This is a genomic window from Citrobacter sp. Cpo221, assembly GCF_030332345.1.
GTDB lineage: Bacteria > Pseudomonadota > Gammaproteobacteria > Enterobacterales > Enterobacteriaceae > Citrobacter > Citrobacter portucalensis.
On record NZ_JAOWIA010000047.1, the window covers coordinates 13,126 to 38,351 of the forward strand.

The window sequence follows — 25,226 nt, forward strand, 5'->3', positions numbered from 1 at the left end:
GAATTAAGGCATACGTGGAATGCTGCAGCAGCGTGGTTGGGCGCTGTCTTCACTCCAGTCCTGAGTAAGCGCAATACCTGACCAACGGGCGATATCTTCACGCGTCGGGAGTTTGCCTGCCATCACGAGCTTCCCATCGAGCAAGGTGACGGGGAGGGACTCCATTCCTGATGTGTTCAGGAACTCTTTGATGACAGGGGTATTCAGGAACTGCTGCGGGTTCTTCGCAAGGCTGTAGCGCTGAATATCAACGCCATTTTTTTTCGCCCATTCGGCGCTGGCGTTCCATTTGATGGCTTCGTCGCTGACCACAACGCTACTGGTTGCGCAGCAGCCTGCTGCTTCAAAGATCTCAATTTTTGACATGGACTGTTTACCTCAGTGTTTAGTCAATTGGCTTTACACTGAGGTAAACGAAGGTGATGGGAAAAAGATGCGCGATTAATTCATTTTTTTGTGGCAGCAGACGGGAGACGTGTCATCCGCCTCAATCTGACAAAGTTCTGTCATCGTCTCTTTCAGGTGTTTTCTGGCCCGACGCAGACGGGATTTAAACGCCGTAAGTGTGATTCCCAGTTCATCGGCCAGGGACTGCTGGGGACGCCGGTTAAGGTCGGATTCTTCAATCAACCACCGCTCATCTTCAGGTAATGCCTGTAATGTTTCAGGCAGGCAAATACCCAGCGTTGAGATGGCATCAGGGGATGCGTCTGTGAATGGGGCATCTTCTTCCAGCTCAACGAACTCCCTGGTGGTGCGGTACTCATCAATCAGCAGATTCCTCGCCGCCCGATACAGCCAGGCTCGCGGATTCTCCATCTCGCAGAAACTGTCTGAATGAGCGCGGGCACGCAGGAATAGCTCCTGTAGAAGGTCTGCTGCTTTTTCGCTATCACCTGTCTTCGATGTCAAAAAGCGAGATAGTTCGACTTCATGTTGCCGCCAGAACACGCTCATGCAGTTGTTGAATGGCGTTACATCACTCATACCAGCCCTCAAATTTTGCTCTGATTAACCCGCCGGGAAAGTTCTTCTGCAGACTCTTTTCGTTCGCTGTAGCGATCAACGAGATAGGCTGAGTTACCTCGGGTCAGCAGAGTAAATTTCACCAGTTCTTCCATCACATCCACGATCCGGTCGTAATAAGACGACGGCTTCATTCGTCCATCTTCATCAAACTCCTGCCAGGCTTTTGCCACAGAGGACTGATTCGGGATGGTGATCATCCGCATCCAGCGGCCAAGAATGCGCATCTGGTTTACGGCATTGAAAGACTGAGAGCCACCGCAGACCTGCATAACGGCCAGTGTCTTACCCTGAGAAGGACGAACAGCGCCTTCAGAAAGTGGTATCCAGTCAATCTGGGCCTTCATGATGCTGGTCATCGCACCATGGCGTTCAGGTGAGCACCACACCATGCCTTCGGACCAACGAACCAGCTCGCGCAGTTCCATAACTTTAGGATGCGAGTCAGGCGCATCATCAGGAAGCGGTAGGCCAGAAGGATTGAAGATCCGCACCTCTGCGCCCATGGCAGTCAGCAACCTTGCAGCTTCCTCAGTGGCCAGTCGGCTGTAGGAACGTTCGCGCACAGATCCGTACAGCATCAGGATACGAGGAGGATGGGGAACGGCAGGAACGCCGAATCTTGCCTCTGTGATTGAGGTGTCTAGCAGGCTTGCATCAACATTCTTAAGTTCAATGGACATCTTATTCTCCGACATCGGTATCAGTATCGCCTGGTTCACATGCTTCCGAGCAGCACTCTTCTGTTAGAAAGGAAATCAACGCACCAAGATTTTCATAGCAAGCGTGGCAGTAAAGTGTTCTACCGTGCCGTTCCTGACGAACCAGAGATACAGATATCAGCGATGAAAGGTGATGACTCAGTGTGGAAGCTGGGATCTCTAGTTGCTTCTGTAGTTCGCCCACAGCCATGCCTGTAGGTCCTGCTTTGATCAGTCTTTTGTAGATACCGAGCCTTGTCATATGTCCAAGTTCTTTCAGCACCGTCGCCGCAAAGTTCAGTTCCATGATCGTTCTCACAATTTATAATTCCATATTTCCAGAATAATGGAAGTATTTATCGATTTCAATATTGAATGTGTCTGGTTGGATATTGAAATCAGGAGAGGTTACTTAACTGCTGCGATCGATCACATAGATAGGACTAATGTGATGAACAGGCTAAGTTCTATACCTCCTCTTCATCCACTGTTGATACAGAAAGGGAAAACTAACTGAGCCAAAGGTCTGCTATGAGCGAAGAGCTGACGTTCGTAATTGAGTTGCTATGGATGTTGCTAGCTATGCTGTGTTTCAATCAACGGAGAGCAGGTCACAACCATATTTCTTTCAGCAATCACACAAAAATGTTGCTCTGTGAGTGTGGGGAAACTCGGGAACGCATTTATGGAAACCTTCTTTTCCGTTAAGAATGCTCGTATTTTGCCTGGTTATAGTGGCGGTCTCTGCAGGCTGTGCAGTTACACAGGCTGACTGCAGTTCCACACGGCTTCTCGCAACCATCTGTGAGCCGGGTCGATTTCATGACGCACGTGCCATCCCTGCTGGTAAGCAAAAGGCTCCAGGGCGACCGGAGGCGCGAAGCATTTAAGCCCCTTATACCGGGTGAATGGCTCCACCGCACGTTGCGCGACCGTCAGAATGAGGTCTGTACCGAGAATTAAATCCGGGGCCACCCCCCAGTGCGTCATGGCTACGGCGATGCGTCTCTCCAGACCCTGCAGTGCCAGTGCCCTTTCAATTTCGTCATGTGAATCCGGTTGAAGGGCAACAAGCACGTGCGGCCTCTCCAGCCATTCGGTTAGCGTCAGCTCTCTCTGGCGGGGTAGCGATGTTTTATCTGCCACACTGACGTAATTTTCATGGAACAGTGACTGCACGCGGATATGTTCCGGTGGATCCGGAAATAATCCAAGCGCCAGGTCCAGTTCGCCGTCCCTGAGCCGCAGGAGCATGTCCTGCCGGCTTACCTGACTGACGGATAAATCCAGGCCCGGCGCATGTTCACGTACGTGCCGGACAAGCCGTGGAAGCACAAATCGTGTTGCGTAATCAGACATGGCGATCCTGAATTTTCCCTTCGCCTGCGATGCATCGAAATCGGACGTCCCCCCCATCAGTCCGTTCAGACTGGCCAGCGCATCATGAAGAGGGCACAACAGGGCCGCGGCTTTTGCCGTCAGCACCATCTGCCCATTGCGACGAACCAGCAGAGGATCGTCAAAATGACGGCGCAGCAATGCAAGAGCGTGGCTGATGGCCGGCTGGCTTTTATGAAGGCGCTCAGCGGAACGCGAGACGTGTTTCTCGATTAACAGAACGTTCAGTGTTAACAGCAGATTCAGGTCAATTTGTCGGAGTTTATCCATGAGATGAATAGTAGGTGTGCAGGTAATTGATTTCCATCATCAGCTTAAATAGCACAACATCGGCGTGTCAAATTTTCTCTTCAGGACAGTTACCATGACACGCTTACTCACGCCTGCCCGGCTGGGCATTTACTGCACCCGAAACCGTCTGGCTATGGCTCCCATGACCCGCAGTCGGGCTAATCCGGATGGTACGGTTACAGAAATGATGGCGGAATACTATGGCCAGCGGGCTGAGACCGGACTCATCATCACCGAAGCGACACAGCCTTCTGATACCGGTCAGGGCAACACGGGCACACCGGGCATCTACACGGATGCCCATATTCAGAGCTGGAAAAAAATCACCTCAGCCGTGCATAAAAAAGGCGGACTGATTTTCATCCAGCTAATGCACGCCGGCCGGATGTCACACCCTGATAACGTGCACGGACGCCTGCAGGCCATTGCACCTTCAGCCGTTGCACCCGACGTTCAGTTACACACTCCTGCCGGCATGAAACATGTACCGGTTCCACGGGAGATGACAGCTGAAGACATTCAGCGAACTGTGGAGGAGTTTCGTCACGCAGCCCGCTGCGCCATTGAAGCCGGCGCTGATGGCGTGGAAATTCACGGTGCCAATGGTTATCTCATCCAGCAGTTTTTCGCACCCAACGCCAACATGCGTACCGATATGTACGGGGGGGCAGTTGAAAACAGAGCCCGCTTTGCCATCGAAGTGGCGAAGGCCGTGGCTGAAGAAATTGGTGCTGGAAGGACCGGTTTTCGCGTGTCACCGGGCGCAACGCTCGGGGGGCTGAATGAGGGAAGCGAAGGCTATGACCTTTACTGTTATCTGGCAACGGAACTCAACAAGCTGGGGCTGGCCTTTCTGGATGTTATGGAATGGGGCCAGCACGCTCTTCTCACCGAGCTCAGACAGCGCTGGGATCAGACCTTGATTCTTAACCGGCCCGGTCGCGCGCGTGAACTGATGGGGGCGGATATCGCATCCGGTCTGGCGGACATCGAGGCGTATGGCGCAATGGTCCTGGCAAACCCTGATTTTGTCCATCGTGTCACCGTCCAGGCACCGATGAATGAAGCCGACAGAGCCACTTTCTTCGGTGGCGATGCGCGTGGTTATACGGATTATCCCGCCCTCCAGTAGCGTCCCCGGACTGACAATTTGTGCAAACCGTTTTCACGGCCTGTCTGTGGAAAACTTTATCTAAATGGAGATGTTATGAGTAACGGTATTAAGAACGATCGCATCAGTATTATCGGTACGGGAAGTATCGGCAAAGCCCTCGGCACACTGCTGCTCAAAAAAGGCTATGAGATTGTGTACGGCTCCAGAAATCCGGCCAATGGACATAACCTGCCCGGCATTGAGCATAACCAGGCGACAGTCAAAACCATCGGGGAAGCGGCTGCTGCCAGTGACATTATCATTATTGCCGTCCCTTATCCTGCACTTGAGGACACCATCCCGGCGATTGCGCCCTGGGCGGCATCTAAGGTGATCGTGGATGCGACCAACCCCTTTGCCCTGTCTGCTGAAGGACGCATTATCTCAGCTCTGGGCACGGAAGAGACTGCCGGTAGCAGAATGGCATCGCTGTTACCCGACAGCCACGTGGCCCGGGCCTTTACCCATGTTGCGCATGAACTTCTTCTGAACCGCGGGATGTCTGAATCCGGATTCTGGGCAATGGCTATCGCCGCCGATAATCCGGAAGCGAAACAGGTTGCAGTTCAGTTGGTAAAGGATTCAGGTTTTGTGCCGGTTGATCTGGGTACGCTGGCAGAGTCTTTCCCCCTCGATCCGGGTGGGCGTCTGTTCCCGCACATGTTTACAGAGGGTGACCTGCGGGCAAACCTCTGACATTGTCCCCATCCTTTCAGGATGGGGGTATCCCTGAGGCTGATGACGTTTGCAAAAAGTCTGCGGTTCCTGTCAACAGATGCCCGTGGAAGTAGCAGATTCTGAGTGATATATAAAACACCTCCAGTAAATTATGTATTAATTACAATGCTATTTCAGTAAACATACTCGGCCTCTACACTGGACTCAACACCTAAACGAGGAGTACAGAATGAAACTGACTAAAGTTGCTTTACTGGCCGCCGCTCTGGCATCCGTCACGTCTGTTAATGCGTTTGCGAACGACGTGGTTTCCCTGAAATTCAGCGATGGTCGCCCGGATGTGAAAGGCGTTGAGGCGGTCAATGCTGTCCTTAATCCTATTGGCATCAACGTGACCACCCTTGATATTCCTGAAGCGGCAAAACCTGTCCTGAAGGTATCTGAGAGCCGTGCGCTGACCAAACCCGAACAGGATCTGCTGATTAAGGAATTTCACCTGAATCAGGAGCAGCTGCTTGAACAGGTTGCCATGGCGGGTCGTACGCCGGCGGTTAAAGGCGGTGGCGTGTTAACGGAAGAAACCGGCTTTGGTCCATACCCGAAAGTGTATGACATGAAGGCGATGGATGAAAAAACCCACAAGGCGGTACTGGAAAAATATGGCCGCATGCACGTCAACTCGGCTGATGATGGCACTGACGTTGATGAAGTGATGACTGTGGTTAACGGCGGTCCGTTCCGCTGGGGCTTCACGTTGAAAGATGGCTCTGTTGCACGCTTCCAGGTTGAGAAAGTCGGTCTGAACGACAAGGCGGTTCGTGTGAGCTACCACGGCCTGGGCATGCATGCCGGCATCATGGATCCGAAACAGGGGCTTATTGTGGCCTTCGGCCATGGTCCGAAAGAGTTCACCATGCGTTACAAGGCTGAAGTTGCGCATCAGGAACTGCTCGGCACCAACCCATGGATTGACTTCAGCGGTAATTATCCGGTTGTGCTGGATAAAGCAAAATAATCGCCGGTTTCTGTTGGCGCAAAACAACCACAGATAAATGACCAGACGGCCCCGGGAAGCACCACCTGCTTCCCGGGCCGTCTCTTTTGCATATGTACTATAAGGGAATTTATGCTCATTAAAGCAGCCAGTCTGTCGGATGCAAACGAACTGGAACGGATCTACTCATTATCGTTTGAATCGAACGGGCCTTATTTTCCTGCAGATATGGAAGAAGATGAGGATGATGGTGAGGATACTTTTTCCTTTCAGACTGAAATCGCCCATCCTGACAAACGTGTGCTGGGTTTCTGGGTGGACAATCGCCTCATCGGCGGAGCCATCACTTCCATAGTGGCCAACGGAACAAATCTTCTGGAAAAGCTGTTCATCCTGCCCGATGAACAGAGGAAAGGTTATGGGCACCAGGCCTGGTCGGAAATTGAAAAGACGCATCCGGGTGAAAGTGGATGGACGCTGAGAACACCTACCTGCCTTATCAATAACGTGTGCTTCTATGTGAATAAATGCGGTTTTTCTATCATCCGCGTCGAGGACATGGGAAAGGATGGCGTCGGAATGTATGTCTTCTTCAAGCCGGCAGACTGATGTTAAGCCCGTACAGTCTGGAACCTGCATCGGAGATGAACACATCAATGTGCTTATCGGGCATCAGTCAACACAAGGGTGAAATATGTCTTTCGCCTGCTTCGCGATGCTGTGGCAGTCATACCCGGCCACGACGCTGGCCGGGTATTTACTATCAGGATCACCGCCAGTCGTCTTCGTCGTATTCAACCTCAGCGTCTGTCGGGTTGGCTTCAATATCGTCTGAATCCATGCTGAGCCGATACTCGCTGCTGTGCTGGCGCAGGTTGATATCAAAATCAGTAATGGAGTGGTTCATCTCCTCGGCTTCCGCCAGCACATCAAAACCGTACTCGCTGTTGAAGTAGATGTACAGCCCCCGGTAGGCACGCTCTCCGTCATAGTTACGCGTTCCTGATTCCTCAAGGCCGAACTCAGAGGCACTGATGTCAAGGACCTCAATCTCTTCGCCATTTTTGTCACACACTTCAATGGTGATGCTTCCTGAAAGATTCATACATACCCCCTCTGGTAAAGGTCAATTTTGTGGTTAAGCCTCGACTGAAGAATGTCGCGTTCGGGTATCAGGATTGCGTCCAGTTCATCCAGGAAGGATTCCATCTGGTCATAATCCAGTCGCAGGAGTTTATGCATAAATGTTGTCCGGTACTCCCATGAGTTTTTACGATTTTCGCAGTAGGAAAACTTCTGGGCATTGATGTCAGTTTCATCCCCTTCATAGCAGCACAGTGCGCCAAAAATATTGCCCATGAACTTTGTCAGCTCGGCATTGATTTTCATTTCAGTCAGTAAGTTACTGACATTACTGCACATCACCTGATGATCCGGGTCGTGGATTTTATCACTGAGCTCCAGTAGAGCCGGGTAAAGCATCAGGTCACGGTTTGTGCTGCCGCGACGTATCAGTCGCAGGGAAACCTTTTTGTTCTGCTGTTTTTTGGCGTACCGAACGTAACGCACAAATTTCAGCAAGCGGCTGATGTATTTATCCTGAAGATTATTCTGGATTTGCGACTGCCAGTCGAAACTACTGGAACGATCCACAGCGTGGATGGCTGCAAAAGTTACAGCAATGCGTGAATCGGCCTCATCCTCTGCCGGCACTGCAGACAGTTCTTCCGCTTCAGTCCATTGATTGAAAGCATGGATGACGTCGGTGAGTTGCTCGCTTTCCCACTGGTGATAATGGCCACTATTAATGAAATCATTTAACACCATGTTCTTGCTGATGTGTCTGTGAAATGCGAGCGTTGAACTTTCTGCCAGCGTATCGTGCTGTGTTTCTGGATAACGCAGGAGCAGAGGGTCAATGATACTGTCCAGCCATCCACGGTCTTCTGCTGTTCCGGTTGTGTAATCAAAATCCTTGCTAAAAAGGTCCCCTTTAACACGGGGTCTCATACGCATGATTTCAATGATGTGATTTTCAGTTGCGCTAAGACGATCAGCGGCCGATGCGTTAAATTGGCCAAGGCAATAAAAATAGCCTTTTAAAATCTCACCAGCGAGTCGACTGGGGTGATACTTGTCATCCAGGTAATCATAGAATCCCAGCGTCAGATCGCGTTCATCCTGGTAGGGCTTAATTTGCAGCTTCCATTTTGGGGCGAGCAGGTTTAATGCGCTAACCAGTGCCACTAAATGCTTAAAGGACTCAGTCTTAGCAAGCGCAGGGTATTGGTGTTCGCCTATCCCAAAGCTCACCATGTCCTTCACTGTCCTCCGCCCATTTTTCAAATCAGTGACCTTTGTTTTGGCTTGGCACCTGGGAAACCGGGGTTTAAGTTCCTCTAATATTTCGTTAGCTTTATCCAGAATTGCGTCATCGTTCAAAAGTGGCTTATGCCCAAAGAACAACGTTTCCGAAGCGAGCTCTGTAGTTTTGATATTGACTGTCATTTCAGTGCCTTGTCTGCTATGAATGTATGCAGTCATGATAGCGAGAGCGGCGAAAAAGTCCCGGACGCTATCTTATATTTTCCCGAGATCGGTGCAATTTTGTGAGTTGGTGAATATGAAAGTACGGGGTCAGGCGGCGGATTGTTGGTACCAGGCCTGATTTGAGGGGGGACTTCGTCATATCCTGAGTATTGCCAGAGCGGCACGACAACCAATTGGTCTTTCTGCTGCCCTGGAACACAGATTTTAACGGGCCCGGTGAATAACAGGATCCCGGGCCCTCGGTGACTCACACGGTCAGGCCATAACGTCTCACCCATTCAGGGCGGGGTCCGGCAGGAATAATGCCTGCCGGATTGATATGACGATGCGACAGATAGTAATGCTGATGAATGTGGTGCATGTCCAGGGTCTGGCGGAAGTCTTTCCGGGTCAGCAGATTAAGCATGTACCGGTACAGAGCCTCAAACGACTGCAGTGGCCTGACGTTTGCCCTGAAATGTACGGCATACACGGTCTCGAATCTCACCAGTGACGGGAACAGGAAGAGGTCGGATAAAGTCAGTTCGTCACCGAACAGGTACAGCGAAGTGGTCAGCCTTTTGTCTAAGGTTTTGAGCGCCTCAAACAGAACGGCAACCTCCCTGTCGTAATCTTCCTGACGGGTCGCAAAACCGACCTGATAAACACGACGGTTAATGTTGCTGTGAAGCCAGGCGTTCATTTCCGCAATCTCGCAGGCAAACGGTGCCGGTAACAACTCTGTCGTATTGCGTGCCAGACTTTTCCAGTCGGTGGCAAGCGCCGCTGCAAGCTTCGCCGAATCGTTACAGACGATTTTCCCGTCCTGTTTATCCCAGAGTACGGGCACCGAAACCCGGCCGGTAAAGTCCGCTGCCGTGCGTACGTACAGTGAACGCAGCCAGGTTTCGTGATTCACCGGGTCAGGGTTTTCGTTACTGAAGCTCCAGCCGTTATCACCGCGGACCGCAGCCACGGATGAAACGGAGATTGCTTCATCAAGCCCCAGGGCCTGAATAACCAGCCACGGACGGTGCGCAAAGGGGCAGGCACCGGAGACATACAGATGATAACGCCCGGCCTGCGGCAGAATTTCACCTGTAAAGGTATCTTCATGCGTCAGGGCATCTGCTGACTTATTCGCGTACCAGATGCCGCTTTCAAGTACAGCCATTTTGACCTCCATGAGGTTACGGTTAGAAAAGGGGGTGTCATCAGGACAGTATGGTCTGACCTATACCGGCATGACAGATATGCACACCGAGAGAGCAAAAAAAGGCTGCAATTGCAGCCAAAACACACTCAGAAAATCCCCTGGTGAAGGGACAATGATGATGAAGAAAGTGCATCAGAGTTGGGATTCGAGCAAACTCGTCATTTCCTGTAATGCGGCTTCGGTTTCGGTATCAAAGCAGCCATCATGGAATTTCTGATAAAACTCACCCACGCTGTAAGTCCCTACCAGTACGCAGCCCCACCAGGGCATCAGTTCCCCCATATACTTCAGGTTGGTTGCACCGCCATTTTTTCCGGGTGAGGTGCTCAGCAACAGAACTTTTTTACCCTGTTCACCAAAGAAGGACTCGCCCTGCTCACGTGTACGTGACAACCAGTCGATGACATTCTTGAGGCAGGCCGGCATCAGGCCGTTGTGCTCCGGTGATACGATAACCAGAGCTGAGCAGTCTCTTACGATGTCCCCGAGTCGGATGACCGACTCCGGCAACAGGTCGTTTTCATGCCCCAGCGGGTACATTGGCAGCGGATGTTCATGGAGGCTGGTCAGGACTACCTCATGACGTGTGAACCGGGTTGCAACCCAGGAAGCCAGTTGCCAGTTGATGGACTCTTCCGGCGCACTGTTACTGCCATTCAGGATGAGAATTTTTTTCATGGTATTCATCGTCAGACATTACATGTCCGTAAGATACGGATTTCCTGAAAGTGTATAAAGACAAGCCGGGTGATAAGATAATTCACCCTCAGTAAATTAAAGTGGTGTTATGAACAGAATTACGGCACTGAACGTTTTTCGTCGGGTAGTGGAACTCGGTACCTTTAAGGCCGCGGCTGACGATCTGCATCTGTCACAGGCAGCTGTCAGTAAAAACATAAACGAGCTCGAGGATCACCTTGGCACCGCGCTGATTAACCGTACCACACGGCGTATGAGCATAACGGAATCCGGGCTGGCCTATTACCGCCAGATTTGCAGCGTACTCGATGCGCTGGAGTCAGCCGATCAGTCCGTCATGGCATCCTCGTTTTCACCAAAAGGCAGGCTGAGGGTCAGCGCCCCCATGTCGTATGGACTCATCAAAATCAACCCGATTATCTGCGAGTTCAGGCACCGCTATCCTGATATCAGTGCTGAGGTGATCCTCAGTGACACCTATGTCGATCTCATAGACAAAGGCATTGATGTCGCCATCAGGGGAGGAGGTGCGTTGAACGATTCCTCCATGCGTTCGCGGCTGGTCTGTACGGTCCGCCGGATCCTGTGTGCTTCACCGGCATACCTCAGCCAGGCGGCCCCTGCTGTGCATCCTGAACAGCTGAAAGAACACGACTGCCTGGTCTACAGCTTATCCTCTTCACCCAGAAAATGGTTTTTTACCCGGGATAACGAAAACATTTCCGTGGAGCTGATGCCGGCCAGTTATTCGGTAAATAACGGCATTGCCCTGAAGCAGGCGGCAGTTCAGGGGCTGGGGATTATCCTGATCCCGGAGGAGTTTGTCCGTCCGGAGCTCGCGTCAGGTGAACTGGTTGAGGTCATGCCGGAATGGGTGCCGGACACCCACTCACTGTATGCGGTATACCCTTACCATAAGGAGCAGTCGCAAAAGGTCCGGCTGTTTATCGATTTTGTGACGTCTGCGTTTCGGGAACAGGCATGACTCATCGTCCCGCCGTGACGGGGCGACGTTCCCTTGCCGCCTGCACCTGTAGCAGGACTGTGGCCAGAATCGACAGCGCAATACCCGGATAGACGCTGACGGGCAGCGCCTGCCCGCTGGTCAGCATGGCAATGAAGGCAACAAAGACCGGATTCAGGTAAATATAAGCGGAGACCTGGCGCGGACTCAGCTTCACGGTCGCAATCTGCATGACCCAGGAGGTCAGCAGCGTGGCAAAGATGGCCAGGTAAGCCATATGCAGAAACTGCTCAAAATTCATGCCTGAGTAATCGGGAACTTCACCGGAGAGGATAAGGGCACCGCCCATCCATGCCGCGCCAGAAACCAGCGTGGTGAATACAAAGACCAGCATCTCCTCGCCTTTGTAGAGCAGCTTCATCGACACCGAAAATCCCACCATAGAAAGACACCCAATCAGGAATAGCGCATCACCCTGGTTAAGCTGCAGATGCAGGAGAACATCAACCTCACTCCGGCTGATTACCCAGACCGTACCAATTGTGCTGATGATGTAAACCAGAAGCGTACCAGCCCGGATTTTATCCCTGAAAAGGAAAATACTGACCACGGCGGTCAGAAACGGCACCAGGGTATAAAGCGTGCCGGTGTTGAGCGTGGTGGTCGTTTTCAGTGCCTTAAACATAATCATAAAAAAGGCAGCATAGAAGAAACTGATTATTAACCCTTTAGGCAGGATGCGGATAAAGGTACGGCGTCTGTCTGTGTTAAAAAGGATAAAGGGTGCCAGAACCAGAGCAGCCAGGCAGAAGCGCATCAGCGCAAGCGACGCCGGCGCAACGTCTGCAGAGAGCGCCTGCGCCGAGATAAACGAACCCGCGATAATGATGGTGCTGAAAACCAGCAACAGGTGGTATTTAAGGTGTGCCATAGATCCCCCGGACAGTCTGCACAGGCTACGAAAAAGAATTAACTGACGGTATTTTCCGTGAAAGAAATATTTACTGAAATAACGATAAAGCAATTTACTAATTTACTGGTGGTGATGAATAAGCCGCGGACGTCCGGAACCTGCAGGTGGATTCACATCAGGCAGGTTCAGGCCATGCCCGTAGTTGCTGCGGGCATGGCCTGTGTGGCTCGTGATTAAGGAAGCGTCAGATCACTTACATACATCACCGGCTTAACGTTCTCGCGTGTCAGAAGGCCGTGAACGCGAACGACCTCAATAGCGTCCACCTCATGGCCATGCCACGCGCTGTCTTCAACGACGATCGGGATGCTCCCGGTGGTATCACGGAACACAAACTCCTTGTTCTTGGTCTGGCTGATGATGTTGCCTTCAAGTGTTATCCAGGTGTTATTGCTGTAATCCCTGAGATTTACGATACGCGACTGGGCATATTCCTTTTTCAGGAAATGCCCGGCGTATAAGTCGCCCTTCTGCGCCTCGGCCTCATGATTCAGATATCCACCGTCTTTCGCCTGTGCCAGCAGTGGAGAACAAGCAAAAAGCGCAATGGCCAGTACGGAGCGCAGACGGGAGGGATGTGATGTTTTGATTTCAGTTGCAGGCTTCATCATAGATTCTCTGGTTATAGCGTTTCTGACAAATGTCAGAAAGCCGCCCGCAGGCGCGCGATAACAGCCGGCGCCTTTTGCAGGAAGCGCTGACAAAAAATTGAAGCGCCGGCCCCGTGGGCCGGCCTTAGCGGCCGTCAGGCCAGCTTGTCGTGCAGGGATGGCATGTCGCCGCTGAAGTCCACCCACGGGTTGTCACCCAGGAGGTGAGCGTGCCCGATGTCGGCCTTATAGCGAATTTCGAAGTTATCCGGGCCGTGGGCAAAGGCGACAATCAGCCCTTCTCTGGCATCCATATACCCGGCGTGCATCCGGATCCCCGGGTAGCTCAGGCGTACAGCTTCGTCATGCTCGCCGACAAAGGCCACGGTCAGGCGTGCCAGGACGCCATCAGGCAGCAGGTACATCCAGGTAAATGGTCCGCCGGCAATTACCGTCATCACTTCATCGATACCCATGCCGGTATCAGAGGTATTTACATGCAGGCGTCCGTACTTGTTCAGCACAAAGTTCTGAACCTCCTGTGACATGGCCTTCATGTCATACACCTTCGGATAAGAAGACTGACCGCCTTCTGTGGTGAATTCACCGCCATCCTCAACAACCGGCACGCGACCGGCGAGACGGATCTGATCCATCAGTTCAGGACGGGTCAGGTTGAACATGGAAATCAGCTGACGCTCTTCGCCCTCGGTGATGGCACGCTTCTGGTAAGCTTTCAGCAGCGGTCGGGCTTCAGCTGGCACTGGAATAGTGCTTGCGCGAACGCCAACGGCTTCCAGGACGTGATTAACCTCATCCAGACCGGTCACATCCGGACGGCCATCGCTGAACTGAATTTTTACGATATTCATGCAGGTACTCCTCAGGTTTTCTTCTTTTTAAAACGGGCCCAGACAGGCTGCGCGGACTGAATCAGGATCCGGCCTGGCCGGGAGCAATCGATGCGGTCTCCGTCGCGGCACTGCCGGTGTACTGGATCAGCACTGCCCCAATCAGAATAAGTGCCACGCCGGCGAACCTGGCGTGCGTGACGGGACGGGGCGTCAGTCCCATCAGACCAAAATGATCCACGATCACGGCAGCGATCATCTGACCGGCCACCACCAGGACGATAAAGCCCCCGGCACCAAGCTTCGGAGCGAAGGCTGCTGCACTGGCGACATACACCGCCCCCAGTACACCACCAATCCAGAGCCACCACGGGCCCTGTAGGGCATTAGCCAGGCGGGGAGCCGGCACCTTGAGCACCCACAGCAGAGGCAGCAGCACCAGGGTACTGACGGCAAGTGAGACGATGGCCCCCCAGAGCGGATGGCCCAGGGCCTTACCTACTGCGCCGTTGCTGGTAGCCTGAAAAGGCAGCACCACACCGGCCATAAATGCCATGACAACCGGGACGAACGCTAAAACTAACCCCTTACTCAACATGCGATACCTCTTCATACGTGGGTGACTCGATGGAGGTATTTTTCATCATCAGTTATATTTATTGAAATCGTTTGTACGCATAGGGGATATGCACGAGATGGATGAACTCAGGAAGATTGACCTCAATCTGCTGCTGACACTGCATGCGCTGCTCACCGAGAAACACGTGACGCGGGCCGCGCTCAGGCTGCATCGCAGCCAGCCTGCGGTTAGTCATGCCCTGGCGCAGCTTCGGGAACACTTTGACGATCCCCTGTTAATCCGTAAAAACGGCAAAATGACCCTGTCAGCCAGAGCCCAGACACTGCTTCCTCCGCTTGAAGCCTCGCTATACGGACTGAATAACCTGGTAGGGTCACCGGTTTTCAGCCCCTCAACCGCGAAGCGACGCTTTCGTATCGCCATGTCCGACTATGCGGCAAGGATTGTGCTGCCGCCTTTGCTTATTTATTTGCGGGAGAACGCCCCAGGGTTTGATCTGGCCATCAGTCAGGCCAGCAGAGAAATGATGCTGGCGCAGCTGGAAGACGGGGAAGTCGACCTGGCGCTCGGCATCTTTCCCGGTGCGGCAGGTGACATACAGAAAGAAAAACTCTTTCCTGAACAGTTCATTTGCCTCGCCGACCGGCGTTTTATGCCGGAGAACGGCAGGCTGTCACTGGAAGAGTGGCTGGCGAAGCCACATGTGATGCTGGGTCTGTTACCCGATGCCGTCGATGAGATTGAAAAAGCACTGATTGCCAGGGGACTGAAACGGCATATTTGCGTGGCACTGCCTCACTGGAGTGCGGCAGTAAGCCTCCTTCCGGGAACCGATCTCGTGCTTACTGTTGCCAGTCGCTCGGTCACACCTGAGCGTTACCATGAAGCACTGTGCCGGTTTGAGCCTCCGCTACCTCTGTCCGGCTTTAACTATGAGCAGGCCTGGCACAGCAGAAAAAATACCGATCCGGCACATCAGTGGCTGCGTCATGAAATTATGAAAAGCTGCGCAGCGTTCAGGTCGGAAGCCGGGTAAAACACATCAGCAATGTGAATGCCTGAGACAATCATTTCACTCTTCCTTGAGGCGTGATAGCAGATGCAGTGACTTTCTTCATTTATGTCCGCTTTTGGCACCAAACAGCCAAGCCAGTGAGATTCCAGGTCTGCTACGAGCGAGGAGCGGACATAGGCTTAATGTAAGAATGACATTTTCTAACTCGCGATTCTGAACGCTGTAAAAATCAAGAAGAAAAACTCCGCTGGCGGTAAATCGCATTCGGGGAAATCCGCCTGTACCGGAGTTTTACCGAATCGCGCAGCCGGGGAACCGGCGTAGCCTGGCCCGGCGCTTGTAGTATTGCGTGCCGCAGCGGGGCGATTCGGCAGAATTGGCGTTTTACCGAATTTCCAAATCTGTCGGTAAATCGGCAAGTAGATCTGATGCAACTAAAAGCAGACCAAGGATTTTAACGAAAATTCTACAAGCCTGTAGCATTGGGATGATTCCTATAAGATAATGTTATAAATTTCTGAGGAAATTTAGCGGCGCATTTATCACTCTCATACTTTCGGGAATTATATGAAAAGCCATGAATATATTGTTATAAGCGGTTTTAACAGGAGCAAGGTAGGTAAAATAATTGGATCCTTAGCTTCTCTGATATCAGGGCTTCTGGTCTTTTTTATTCTCACTTACCTTGAAAGCCATTCTTATATTGAAGCGAAATCTGTAATGACCCCAACAGTATCTTCACTTGTAAGTGCAGGTACAATGTATCTGGTTCTCTACTGGATTTTTGATTCAAGGTTATGGAAGTGGAGGTTAATATCAAAAATTATTAACGTCCCGGATCTATCTGGAGAGTGGGATTGTGAAGGGCGCGGAGAAAACAAGGAAGGAGACGTTTTTTCATGGAAAGCTAAAATTAACATATTCCAGTCATGGGATAAAGTTCATATAAGATTGCAAACCTCACAGTCTGGTTCTGACAGCATAGCTGCTTCTATTATAAATGATGGCGAAATAGGTTATCGTTTAGTTTACAACTACAGAAATGATCCGAAAATAAATGAAAAAGAGTTAAGTCCGCACATGGGGTTTGCAGAATTAACTTTTGATAAGAGCCTGACAGCTGCTGATGGTGAGTATTTTAATGGCAGAGGTCGGAATACCTTTGGGACAATGAAACTGAGGAAATTATAACATGGCCGATAACTTTTCATCGCGAATCGAAAGGTTGAGAACACGAAGAAGAGGGATAAATGAAATATTTGCAATGGACAGCGGACTTGAAAGCAGGGAGATCTTACTGGAGAAATCCCGACAACAAGAAGCCTGGGAAAGCAGGGCATCCGGGAAATCAGCGACAAAATATGCATTAGGTGCCATGCAGGAAGTTGATCCGGTTTATACGAGGGTCAGCATCGAAACAGGGAAGAGAATAGAAAATCAGCTTGCTAACCGACTGGAAAAAAAGGAAATTGCAGCTTCATTTCGTTTGCAGGGTTCTGTGCCGCTTAACATCCATATCAAAGGCGTTAGCGATGTAGACATTCTTACTATTGATGAACAGCTATTTATTTTTTCAAGAGAAGGAAGTAAAGCAAGCAGTTATATTATATCCGAGAAACAGGCTGTTGATGTGCTTCAGATCTTACGGGAAGAAATTGAAGATAGTCTCAGGGCTGCGTTCCCGGCTGCAACGGTTCACACTGAAAACTCCAAGGCAGTGAAAATAACAGGCGGCTCTTTAGCCAGAGATGTGGATGTAGTCCCGGCTGTTTGGTGGAATAATGCCAGATATCAGGATACTGGCAATGAAGTTGACAGAGGCGTGGCAATTCTGAGCATAAAGGATAACCAGCGCATTTATAATACGCCATTTCTTCATATTAATTATATTGAGAGCCGCTGCAACACAACGATGGGTGGATTAAGGAAATCAATAAGATTACTAAAAAATATTAAAGCAGATGCACATGAGGAAGGCGTAGAAATAAATCTCAGCAGTTTTGATATTGCTTCTATTATGTATCATGCTGACATGGGAAACCTCTCAAGAGGTTACTTCTACGAGCTTGCAATACTGGGTGAAACTCAGCGCTGGCTTGACTGGTTATGGCATAACTTTGACGAAGCAAAGAAGTTGGAAGTACCTGATGGTACCAGAATGATATTTGACACCGACGAAAAAAAGGATGAGCTGCTGAAATTGTCACTACAAGTCGATACAATATTGACAGCCGTTCATAATGAAATGAATACCCATTTTCACAAGGATTCAATTGATGAGGGTATGAGAGAGTACTTAAGTAATTCAAAAGTTGAATAGTATAATCATCTTTTATAGGTTCTTTCTGCTGAAAAACCGTGTTCAGCTTCACGTTCAGGCCGTCCCGTTGGGACGGTCTTTTTTATGTCTGATTCGGCAGAATAGGCGTTTTACCGAATGCCCGGAGAAGGGCGTAAAAAACCGCCTGGCGGCGGCCTGTTCAGCAATATTGAAATACCGCAGGGAAAGCGGTGCGTTCTGCCTGGTGTGGGCTTATCCGGCTCACCCGCATCCACTGTAATGAGTATCGGCAGCGCTCAGAAATCTTTCAACTAATAATGGCGGCTTTTCGCGTTACAGATCAGGCGTGAAGGTTTCTATCATGAACATGATCCATACGGCACCAAGCAGGCCAGCAATGATTACGACAGCGGCAAGCTTTTCGTAAAAGTGCCAAGCCGTGATAGCGGCAGGTCAGCTTTTATATGCCATAAATTCGGTCATATAGGACAATGGCCTGCGTTATGCAGGCCATTGGTAGTAACTACTCTAACAAGTAACTTTGATTCAACTTAGACGCTTTTCTGTAGCTCGCGTCGAGCCAGGTCAGCAAGAAAACCGCTCCTGGAACCATATTCACGATGTGATTCCACGTATTGGTCAATTTTTACTAACAGATTCTGAGGTAGTGTGATGTTCAGCTTAACAGCCTTACCGTCATACTTGCTCAGGTCTATATCGATAAATGCCCAAAACCCATTTTGACAGTCTTCATCATGTAGATGCGCAGTGATCTCCTTAGCTTCAGGAACTGGTCCACCATACTCAGTTACGAAATCGAGATGAGCATCAATCGCGCTGTAAGCGTCGTTAATCGCATCGTCGATTGTATCACCGGCAAAGAACACACCTGTGATGTCCGGCACGAAGCCGGAGAAACTGCCGCTATCAGCCTGATGGAGATAGATCGGAAATTTCATATGTAGTATTCCACTTTTTCACTCAATTTGACGAACGCACCACTGCCAAGTGGTGCCTTCTGAATTACATAAGCTTTAAGATCTTGTTTAACGTACCTTTGGCAAGATCCTTATCAGGATGAGGAACTGTGATGTGGTACGGAACCCCTTCCTTGATGAAAGTGTGGTGGCTACCTTTAGCTCTGACAAAACACCATCCACGTTCTTTCAGCATATTAATGACTTCTTTGGAGCCTAAATTTTTCATGGTTATATTTCATCAAATAAATTCTCCCGGATTTCAAAGGTGACTTAACTATACCCACCATAACTACTGCGTCAATCTTTTTGGTGGTTATTGGTGGGTATAAAATGTTAACTTATTAATTTTTAGATAAATTTAATGAGCTAATCGCAACGAAACGTGGCTAAGTAACTAGCGGATTGCTTAGGGCAGTCAGGTTCTCCCTATACTTCAGACCTGCCTCGGTAACCCAACAGCCAAACGGGGGACCTACTCTCTGAGATTGATACAGACAAATGTTGGCAATGTCCGGTATTGGCACAAAGCGGACCGCTAGCAGAGGCGTGTGGTCTGCTAAGAGCGAGGCTCGGAAGTTAGTGTTAACTGTGAGCTAGCACGGTAAATCCATCCATATGGATTCTGACATATCTATTAGAACAGTGGCGATTCAGTGGGCGTTAGTTTCAGATTAGATACGTATTGCCACAGTAATCTGTAACTGCAATTAAATAACTCTGAGTCGGTGCGATCCAACTGTAGGTAAGAGGATACCGGCCACTTCACAGAGTGATTTACTGTCGTGGGCTTCCACGCTTGGGAAAGAAGATGAATTATTGAGCTAATGGTGTCCGAGAGCTCACCATCTTTGCCGGTTTGCCAGATGCTGTTTTGGTTCAATAGCAATACGCCGTGAAGTGTTGATTGGGTCGGAAGCCATATATAGCGCAGCTGTGTAGGAGGCGCTGTCTTTCCGGCATCAATTCTTTCGTTTATGAATGCTTCCAATAGTGGTCTGAATGCGGCCTGAAATCTTGAATGGGATGCTTCTAAATCATTGGTATCTGAGCTAAGACTGAAGTTCAGTGCAATAAGTCTGGGATACTGGTCAATAGCAGCCTGAAGAGTTCGTTGTGCAGTGGTGAAATCCATTATGTTGTCCTGAAAAGAGCAATAATGGCGGACAGAGGCCGACAAGGGGAGATCCCCGTTGATACATATCCGCCTGATATTACAAGGTGTTAAAGTGATAACGCTTAAGCGCAGAGAAAGTTCGGGGAGAACTTGTGCTTCGCGTTCACAGGATACTGCTGGTTTTCTGAATGGAACTACCAGGCACTGCTTTCCAACGCTCGCGCTTCAGGGGAAGCTACGCCACGCCGGTCACGGACCATGTCACTTAAATGCCATGTCAGCCTGTTGATCTCCTCCTGAATGAAGGTATCGGACTCGTCCAGAAGAAAGATTCCGTCACGTGTTCTTTCATAAACTGGGGCAGTTATTGGTGTGTCTGATAATCCAAGCGTTTTACTCCATGCCCCGCGAAGTAAGGAGTCCAGTACAGGAATCCTTGTATGCATAGGTAGGCTATTCCAGACCATGTCTTGGTCCAGAAAGACGACCGCATGATAAAAAGGCCTGAGTTCATCGCTTGTCCACAGAAAGTCTGGTTTTACCGGTGGTGTATTCGCACCCCATGTCTTTTCCGATAATGATGTTCCCAATGATTCGATGAAACTGCTGGACAGGTTTCGGCGTCGGTTAACCAGCGTATCAATGTCAGACCACAACTCCATTCTGACCACCAGCAATCGTGAATGAGCTTTCAATGCCTGTCTGATGACTGAGCTCATTTTGTCCAGATACGGAGGGTAGGATGGCTGATACCTTGAGTTGAGACTAATAAAATGTTGCATCTAATTCTCCATAAACATCAGGTGATTTTTACTTTATAAGGGGGGAGTTAAACGTCAGGGGTAATCAATACAGGGTCTGGACGGCTGCATCCGAAGGAACGTTCGCCATCACCGGAGTACTTAGTTGACTCTTTGGCCATGTAGCGAGCTCGTTGACATATCTGATGCTGATCCTGTTCGTTTGTGTGCTTGTCGATATGCATACAGGGCAGCCGAGGGGGAAAGGCAACAAGGGAAGCATTTTGTGGATACCAGGGAAGATTTAGGGCACTACACCATGCTTTTTGAATGAGGTTTGCTAGAGACAGAGTGCCTTCCTGTAGAGCGGAGTATTGTCCCAAAGTGTGAAACGTGTCTTTATTGAGCAGCAAAAGAACATGATAGTGCTTGTTACCCGTGATACCTCCGAATTCGCGTACCCAGACATATTGGAGCGTAGTAGGGTGGACTCGTTTCCCTAGAGCAGACTTTCCCACCATCCAGGACCTGATTTGATATTTCAGCGCCTCAAAAAATCGGGATATCACTGCGGCATCCTGTCTTGAATCTCCTCGGACGGGAAAATGCAGCACGGTGAAAATACAGGATAATCTGGGGTGTCTGAGTAATGCTGATTCAATGGTCTGTTGAATACGTTCTTCGTAGTGAGAGTTATATGTGTATCGGGAAGACATGTTTTAATCCTTCTCCAGGTAAAGTGAATCCCCCGATGCCAGACGTAAGAGTACCCGCCATGGCTAATGTAGCAGGAGTATACGATCAGGGGATTAGTTGTGTGAGTTACTACTGATTGAATGAGATATGAATGTAGTGATTGAATTAACTTATTGAATACTAATAAATCTATACCGACATCAAATCCTTTAAACCTCCTTGCTACAGTGGGCGAAATGAAACCACTTTCACGTTATCTGTGGCGGAAAATGATTCTGGAATTATCCTCTTCCTGAGGCATCAATTTTCTCTTGTAACCATGCCTCAACCTCGCTCTTACGCCACCGGGAGCACCTGCCCAGTTTAATGGGTGCAGGGAATCGATTAGTTTTGATTAGCTGATAAATCCATTTATCTGTCACCTTCAGTAAAGTGGTAATGAAAACCATGTCCACAAGCATGTCACTCATCAGATCCGGGAGTACAGATGTGTTATCTAGCATGTCATTTCTCCTGTTATGTTGATTAGTCAGGAGTTGAGTTCTGTTGCTCTGTATAGAGGAACGGTCATCTCCTTCACAGGATAGGGAGCGATGTTAAAAAAGACTCCAGACTGGTTCCTCACTGGCACCGGGAAAAGATTCAAACCCGTTTTTGCTCTCATGTTCTGGTAACTCTTCAATCAACCGAGAACAAGTCCAGTCTTCACAGGAAGGACATTGTTTGTTGCCCTTATAACGACGGTTACATAAAACGCAGAACCATATTCCAGCCACAGTGGCTTGCTTCATCTGCCGTTTGTGCTCTCGGGGTCTCCAGGGGCAGTCGATAGCCTTAATAATGGCTACGTTGTTATGAAGGGTATGCACAAATTGCTTGATCCCATTGTGGTTAGTGATGAGCTTTAGGGTGCTGCTACAGGCTGCGCATAGAAAAAATTCACCATCCTGTAGGCCGGGCGTTCGAGTATTTACCAGTTCGCCGTAGCTACTGACGGCATGACTTATAGTTGTTACATATTGCATGGTTAGAGCTCCACGTAAGAAAGGTGATAGATATTCGCTAACAAGTAGATTCTGTTCTGAGGCCATGCCTACCCATAGAGAATGGAACAGGATTGCCGCTCTCAACTCTCCCCTACGAAGCCGTAATGCATTTACACATCCACTACCGTCTAACCGGAAGTGACCCTGAATTGTTAATTTTGGTATGGGCACTGCACAGTTTCATGAAGCACAGTCCCAGAGGATTGGACCCAATTCGTAAATAATAACGTTGAATAGAACTCTAATCGCCTGCAAGTTTGTAGGGATTTAATTTGTTGTGTTTTATCATTTGTTTATTTAGTGCTTATCAAGCATTTATTTGATTTAATGTTTCATTATTTCATAAGGTTGCATTGAGATTGTTTTGTTGTTTAGCTTCAACATTTACTCATTTTTCTGTCAATGAAGACTCTTTAAATCGACTTTTTTAATGCAATATTTAATGTGTTTATCATCACGTTTAAGACGATATTTTATGTTTAAATCTTCATTTATTAATCATACTGGCTATTCAATAACGGACTCGGTTTGGTGAAATTTTAAACACAAAGGAAGGGGGAGATATGGATTCTGCAGTGCGGAGACTGGTTAGTTTTGAGAGCGAAAGAGAGTGTCAGTTTGCATTGAGCTGGTTGAGTAAAATTGAAAAATTATCTCTTCCAGGTAAAACCGGAAACAACCTCGAAACTCTGAATCGGCAGATTAATGAGATGCTGAGTTCGTTACCTGCTGCAGGGACTCAGGGCATAAGGTTGGAGGACAAACTCCAGGAGTTGGAGGTTGCTGTGAAAGAAAATATTCTTTCCGACGCTGACATGGACTGGCTTAGCAGAAATCCTGTTGCGACCCTTTATCTATGGTGGCGGCTCAAGGTGCAAAAACATGCGATATTTTTCCGTGATCCAAAACTTCGATGGGGAGATGAGGATAGTTTCCTCCGCAGACTCACTAGGGAGGACGAACACAAATTATTCGATATGGCATGTACCAGCCAGCCTGAGCGCCTTAAGTGGGTTATTGACTATCTGGACAGTTTGATTATCGTTCATTCAGATCACGTGTACACAAAAGGGGAACTACTGGGCAGGCTAAAAAATGAGTTTATTAATGAGAGGCGGATCAGGTTATCTCCAGCATGGTTAGTTGCAAAAGATGAAGGCGCATGTAAATGGGCATGGGATTATATATCTGATTATCAAAGGAAATATTCAATAAAAAGAAATAAGGATAATCCTTCGACAAGCGTTACTGGTGGGAGTTTCACAAGTAATTATCGCCCTGATGAATCTGACTTGGGTGAGTATGTCTTGGCCGTTCAAGCCGCATTTGAGTTATGGGAGGGGGGAGACGACGCACGCGAATTATTTGTTAATAAAATGAGTCGTTCATGGAGTCAGTATAGCCTCAGACGCTCTCGTAAGGACAAAAAACCCATTAACTGTTATGTAGATAGCGCGACGAAGAAGAAGCTGGAAAGCTATTGTGTGAAAACAAACAGTACTATCACTGAAGTCATAGAGACTCTGATTAACAACCATTGTAAGCCACCTTATTAATATTCCAGAAAATTTTGCATCTATATTACTCATGTGAATCGCTGGGGAATCGTTTCCCGGCAGGCATTTTCACTGGAGTACATGATGTCTGAAAATTACGAGTCATGGCAGGATACTCGCGATACCCTGTATACCTGCCTTAGCCAGCTTCCGCCGCAAGCAACAAAACGAATCCTCTCTCACCTTAGTAAAGCTATTCACTACCAGCCCGTGATAGGCATTATGGGTAAGACCGGCTCAGGCAAGAGCTCTCTCTGCAATGCGCTGTTTCAGCAGCCTGTTTGCCTGACTCATGACTTAACCGCCTGCACTCGTGAACCGCAGCGCCTTGTACTGAAAGTGGGTGAATGTGGTATGACACTGGTTGATTTACCTGGTGTAGGTGAAACACCTGAATACGATGAAGAATACCAGTCCCTCTATCGAAGCTTACTGAACGAACTGGATCTCATTATCTGGGTGCTGCGTGCCGATGATCGTGCGAGAACCACAGATATCGATACATATCGTGCATTGATTGAATATGGGGCTGAGCCATCTCGTTTTCTGTTTGTTTTGACGCAATCTGATCGTGTCCCTCCGCTACCTGCCACCAGCAAGCCATTGCCTTCACCAGAGCAGGTGCTATCACTGGCGATACTTAGCTCGCAGACGGCAGGGCAATTTCCCTCTTCATTTCCGATAATGGCTGTTTCATCGCACACCGGCTACAACCTGCCAGCACTTGTTGAGCTGATGGTGCATGCCTTGCCGGGACAGGCCAGTAGTGCTGTTTATCGTCAGTTAAAGTTAAAACATAAGACAGAAGAGGCTGAAGCCGCTGTCCGTCAGGCTTTTGGGAATGTTGCCGGGACGGCATTCGATACGGTATTTAACCCCGATGCGTATTCTTCTGGCTGGGCTGTTTTACTCAGGCGGCTTCGTCGGAAATTAGTCCGTCTCGCTGAGCGGCTTTGGGACAGGATCTTTGGTTGAATGCGTTCACCTGGACAGGATGTGTCATCGACAGGGGGAACATTTTGTCTATAACAGGCTTACTCATTTATAAACAATGAATTAAGCCTAGAAGATTATTTCACTTCACCGGTTTCTTCTGGACATAACCTGTCCAACCCCTCCGGCATAATAACCTCATGAAATATCAATCTATTTATC

The 25,226-nt window shown here is 49.3% G+C and carries 30 protein-coding genes; 10 read left to right on the top strand and 20 right to left on the bottom strand.

The features are described from left to right. Positions 1-3: 3 nt before the first annotated feature. From OGY72_RS09485 to OGY72_RS09505, 5 genes are all read right to left on the bottom strand, one after another. Positions 4-366: an arsenic metallochaperone ArsD family protein gene (locus OGY72_RS09485; protein ID WP_123267971.1), complete on the bottom strand. Its 363-nt coding sequence runs from the start codon at positions 364-366 to the stop codon at positions 4-6. Positions 367-441: 75 nt separating this feature from the next. Beyond that, positions 442-987, bottom strand: coding sequence for a sigma-70 family RNA polymerase sigma factor (locus tag OGY72_RS09490; RefSeq protein WP_286547638.1), 546 nt, complete (start codon positions 985-987; stop codon positions 442-444). Positions 988-995: 8 nt separating this feature from the next. Beyond that, positions 996-1,709 (bottom strand): arsenical resistance protein ArsH, encoded by a 714-nt coding sequence (gene arsH / locus OGY72_RS09495; RefSeq protein WP_286547639.1) that lies wholly within the window; start codon positions 1,707-1,709, stop codon positions 996-998. 1 nt (position 1,710) lies between these two features. Continuing rightward, positions 1,711-2,034, bottom strand: coding sequence for an ArsR/SmtB family transcription factor (locus OGY72_RS09500; protein WP_045334541.1), 324 nt, complete (start codon positions 2,032-2,034; stop codon positions 1,711-1,713). Positions 2,035-2,486: 452 nt separating this feature from the next. Continuing rightward, positions 2,487-3,395, bottom strand: coding sequence for a LysR family transcriptional regulator (locus OGY72_RS09505; RefSeq protein ID WP_286547641.1), 909 nt, complete (start codon positions 3,393-3,395; stop codon positions 2,487-2,489). Positions 3,396-3,489: 94 nt separating this feature from the next. On the opposite strand from OGY72_RS09505, the gene OGY72_RS09510 reads away from it, so the two are divergent. The 4 genes from OGY72_RS09510 to OGY72_RS09525 all read left to right on the top strand — a co-directional run bounded on the left by OGY72_RS09510 (position 3,490) and on the right by OGY72_RS09525 (position 6,850). Continuing rightward, a complete protein-coding gene (locus OGY72_RS09510; protein ID WP_286547642.1) occupies positions 3,490-4,548 on the top strand; it encodes an alkene reductase in 1,059 nt (352 codons plus the stop codon). Between the two features lie 75 nt (positions 4,549-4,623). Further along, positions 4,624-5,265, top strand: coding sequence for an NADPH-dependent F420 reductase (locus OGY72_RS09515; protein ID WP_286547643.1), 642 nt, complete (start codon positions 4,624-4,626; stop codon positions 5,263-5,265). 211 nt (positions 5,266-5,476) lie between these two features. Then, positions 5,477-6,262, top strand: a complete 786-nt coding sequence (locus tag OGY72_RS09520; RefSeq protein WP_286547645.1) for a hypothetical protein — start codon at positions 5,477-5,479, stop codon at positions 6,260-6,262. 111 nt (positions 6,263-6,373) lie between these two features. Continuing rightward, positions 6,374-6,850, top strand: coding sequence for a GNAT family N-acetyltransferase (locus tag OGY72_RS09525; protein WP_286547646.1), 477 nt, complete (start codon positions 6,374-6,376; stop codon positions 6,848-6,850). A 160-nt stretch (positions 6,851-7,010) separates the two neighbouring features. Here the strand turns inward: OGY72_RS09525 and OGY72_RS09530 are convergent, their stop codons facing one another. From OGY72_RS09530 to OGY72_RS09545, 4 genes are all read right to left on the bottom strand, one after another. After that, positions 7,011-7,346, bottom strand: a complete 336-nt coding sequence (locus tag OGY72_RS09530; protein WP_286547647.1) for a hypothetical protein — start codon at positions 7,344-7,346, stop codon at positions 7,011-7,013. Further along, positions 7,343-8,749, bottom strand: coding sequence for a hypothetical protein (locus OGY72_RS09535; protein WP_286547648.1), 1,407 nt, complete (start codon positions 8,747-8,749; stop codon positions 7,343-7,345). Before OGY72_RS09535 ends, OGY72_RS09530 begins: the two co-directional genes overlap by 4 nt. Positions 8,750-9,038: 289 nt before the next feature. After that, on the bottom strand, positions 9,039-9,944 hold the full coding sequence (locus OGY72_RS09540) for a glutathione S-transferase C-terminal domain-containing protein (RefSeq protein WP_286547651.1): 906 nt from the start codon (positions 9,942-9,944) through the stop codon (positions 9,039-9,041). A gap of 174 nt (positions 9,945-10,118) precedes the next feature. After that, positions 10,119-10,664: an NADPH-dependent FMN reductase gene (locus tag OGY72_RS09545; RefSeq protein ID WP_286547653.1), complete on the bottom strand. Its 546-nt coding sequence runs from the start codon at positions 10,662-10,664 to the stop codon at positions 10,119-10,121. A gap of 109 nt (positions 10,665-10,773) precedes the next feature. Between OGY72_RS09545 and OGY72_RS09550 the strand changes: the two genes are divergently transcribed. Continuing rightward, positions 10,774-11,670: a LysR family transcriptional regulator gene (locus OGY72_RS09550; RefSeq protein ID WP_286547654.1), complete on the top strand. Its 897-nt coding sequence runs from the start codon at positions 10,774-10,776 to the stop codon at positions 11,668-11,670. A gap of 1 nt (position 11,671) precedes the next feature. On the opposite strand, the gene OGY72_RS09555 is transcribed toward OGY72_RS09550, so the two are convergent. The 4 genes from OGY72_RS09555 to OGY72_RS09570 form a co-directional block, all read right to left on the bottom strand. Next, positions 11,672-12,580, bottom strand: coding sequence for a DMT family transporter (locus OGY72_RS09555; protein ID WP_286547655.1), 909 nt, complete (start codon positions 12,578-12,580; stop codon positions 11,672-11,674). Between the two features lie 215 nt (positions 12,581-12,795). Beyond that, complete coding sequence (locus tag OGY72_RS09560) at positions 12,796-13,233, bottom strand: YgiW/YdeI family stress tolerance OB fold protein (protein WP_286547657.1); 438 nt, start codon at positions 13,231-13,233, stop codon at positions 12,796-12,798. A gap of 134 nt (positions 13,234-13,367) precedes the next feature. Beyond that, on the bottom strand, positions 13,368-14,084 hold the full coding sequence (locus OGY72_RS09565; RefSeq protein WP_286547658.1) for a hypothetical protein: 717 nt from the start codon (positions 14,082-14,084) through the stop codon (positions 13,368-13,370). 61 nt (positions 14,085-14,145) lie between these two features. After that, positions 14,146-14,661, bottom strand: a complete 516-nt coding sequence (locus OGY72_RS09570) for a DMT family transporter (protein WP_286547659.1) — start codon at positions 14,659-14,661, stop codon at positions 14,146-14,148. A gap of 97 nt (positions 14,662-14,758) precedes the next feature. On the opposite strand from OGY72_RS09570, the gene OGY72_RS09575 reads away from it, so the two are divergent. From OGY72_RS09575 to OGY72_RS09585, 3 genes are all read left to right on the top strand, one after another. Further along, complete coding sequence (locus OGY72_RS09575) at positions 14,759-15,679, top strand: LysR family transcriptional regulator (RefSeq protein WP_286547660.1); 921 nt, start codon at positions 14,759-14,761, stop codon at positions 15,677-15,679. Between the two features lie 546 nt (positions 15,680-16,225). Beyond that, positions 16,226-16,849 (top strand): Cap15 family cyclic dinucleotide receptor domain-containing protein, encoded by a 624-nt coding sequence (locus OGY72_RS09580; RefSeq protein ID WP_286547661.1) that lies wholly within the window; start codon positions 16,226-16,228, stop codon positions 16,847-16,849. 1 nt (position 16,850) lies between these two features. Next, positions 16,851-17,978: a nucleotidyltransferase-like protein gene (locus OGY72_RS09585; protein WP_286547663.1), complete on the top strand. Its 1,128-nt coding sequence runs from the start codon at positions 16,851-16,853 to the stop codon at positions 17,976-17,978. A 512-nt stretch (positions 17,979-18,490) separates the two neighbouring features. Here OGY72_RS09585 and OGY72_RS09590 read toward each other — a convergent pair. The 7 genes from OGY72_RS09590 to OGY72_RS24775 all read right to left on the bottom strand — a co-directional run bounded on the left by OGY72_RS09590 (position 18,491) and on the right by OGY72_RS24775 (position 22,560). Further along, positions 18,491-18,898 (bottom strand): type II toxin-antitoxin system HicB family antitoxin, encoded by a 408-nt coding sequence (locus OGY72_RS09590; RefSeq protein ID WP_277281800.1) that lies wholly within the window; start codon positions 18,896-18,898, stop codon positions 18,491-18,493. Between the two features lie 64 nt (positions 18,899-18,962). Then, positions 18,963-19,145, bottom strand: a complete 183-nt coding sequence (locus tag OGY72_RS09595; RefSeq protein ID WP_142879241.1) for a type II toxin-antitoxin system HicA family toxin — start codon at positions 19,143-19,145, stop codon at positions 18,963-18,965. A gap of 408 nt (positions 19,146-19,553) precedes the next feature. Beyond that, on the bottom strand, positions 19,554-20,051 hold the full coding sequence (locus OGY72_RS09600) for a UCP030791 family putative phage-derived protein (protein ID WP_123267974.1): 498 nt from the start codon (positions 20,049-20,051) through the stop codon (positions 19,554-19,556). A 176-nt stretch (positions 20,052-20,227) separates the two neighbouring features. Continuing rightward, positions 20,228-20,815, bottom strand: a complete 588-nt coding sequence (locus tag OGY72_RS09605) for a YagK/YfjJ domain-containing protein (protein ID WP_286547666.1) — start codon at positions 20,813-20,815, stop codon at positions 20,228-20,230. 47 nt (positions 20,816-20,862) lie between these two features. Further along, positions 20,863-21,489 (bottom strand): inovirus Gp2 family protein, encoded by a 627-nt coding sequence (locus tag OGY72_RS24770; RefSeq protein ID WP_123267976.1) that lies wholly within the window; start codon positions 21,487-21,489, stop codon positions 20,863-20,865. Between the two features lie 261 nt (positions 21,490-21,750). Continuing rightward, entirely contained in the window at positions 21,751-21,972 is a 222-nt protein-coding gene (locus tag OGY72_RS09610; RefSeq protein WP_123267977.1) for a helix-turn-helix transcriptional regulator, read from the bottom strand. A 93-nt stretch (positions 21,973-22,065) separates the two neighbouring features. Further along, the gene (locus OGY72_RS24775) at positions 22,066-22,560 is read right to left on the bottom strand and encodes a putative zinc ribbon protein (RefSeq protein WP_123267978.1); all 495 of its coding nucleotides are present in this window, start codon (positions 22,558-22,560) and stop codon (positions 22,066-22,068) included. Positions 22,561-23,078: 518 nt separating this feature from the next. Here OGY72_RS24775 and OGY72_RS09615 point away from each other — a divergent pair. Together OGY72_RS09615 and OGY72_RS09620 are read left to right on the top strand one after the other, a co-directional pair. Continuing rightward, complete coding sequence (locus tag OGY72_RS09615; RefSeq protein WP_123267979.1) at positions 23,079-24,071, top strand: hypothetical protein; 993 nt, start codon at positions 23,079-23,081, stop codon at positions 24,069-24,071. Positions 24,072-24,155: 84 nt separating this feature from the next. Beyond that, positions 24,156-25,046 (top strand): GTPase family protein, encoded by an 891-nt coding sequence (locus OGY72_RS09620; protein WP_123267980.1) that lies wholly within the window; start codon positions 24,156-24,158, stop codon positions 25,044-25,046. The last annotated feature ends 180 nt before the right edge of the window (positions 25,047-25,226 follow it).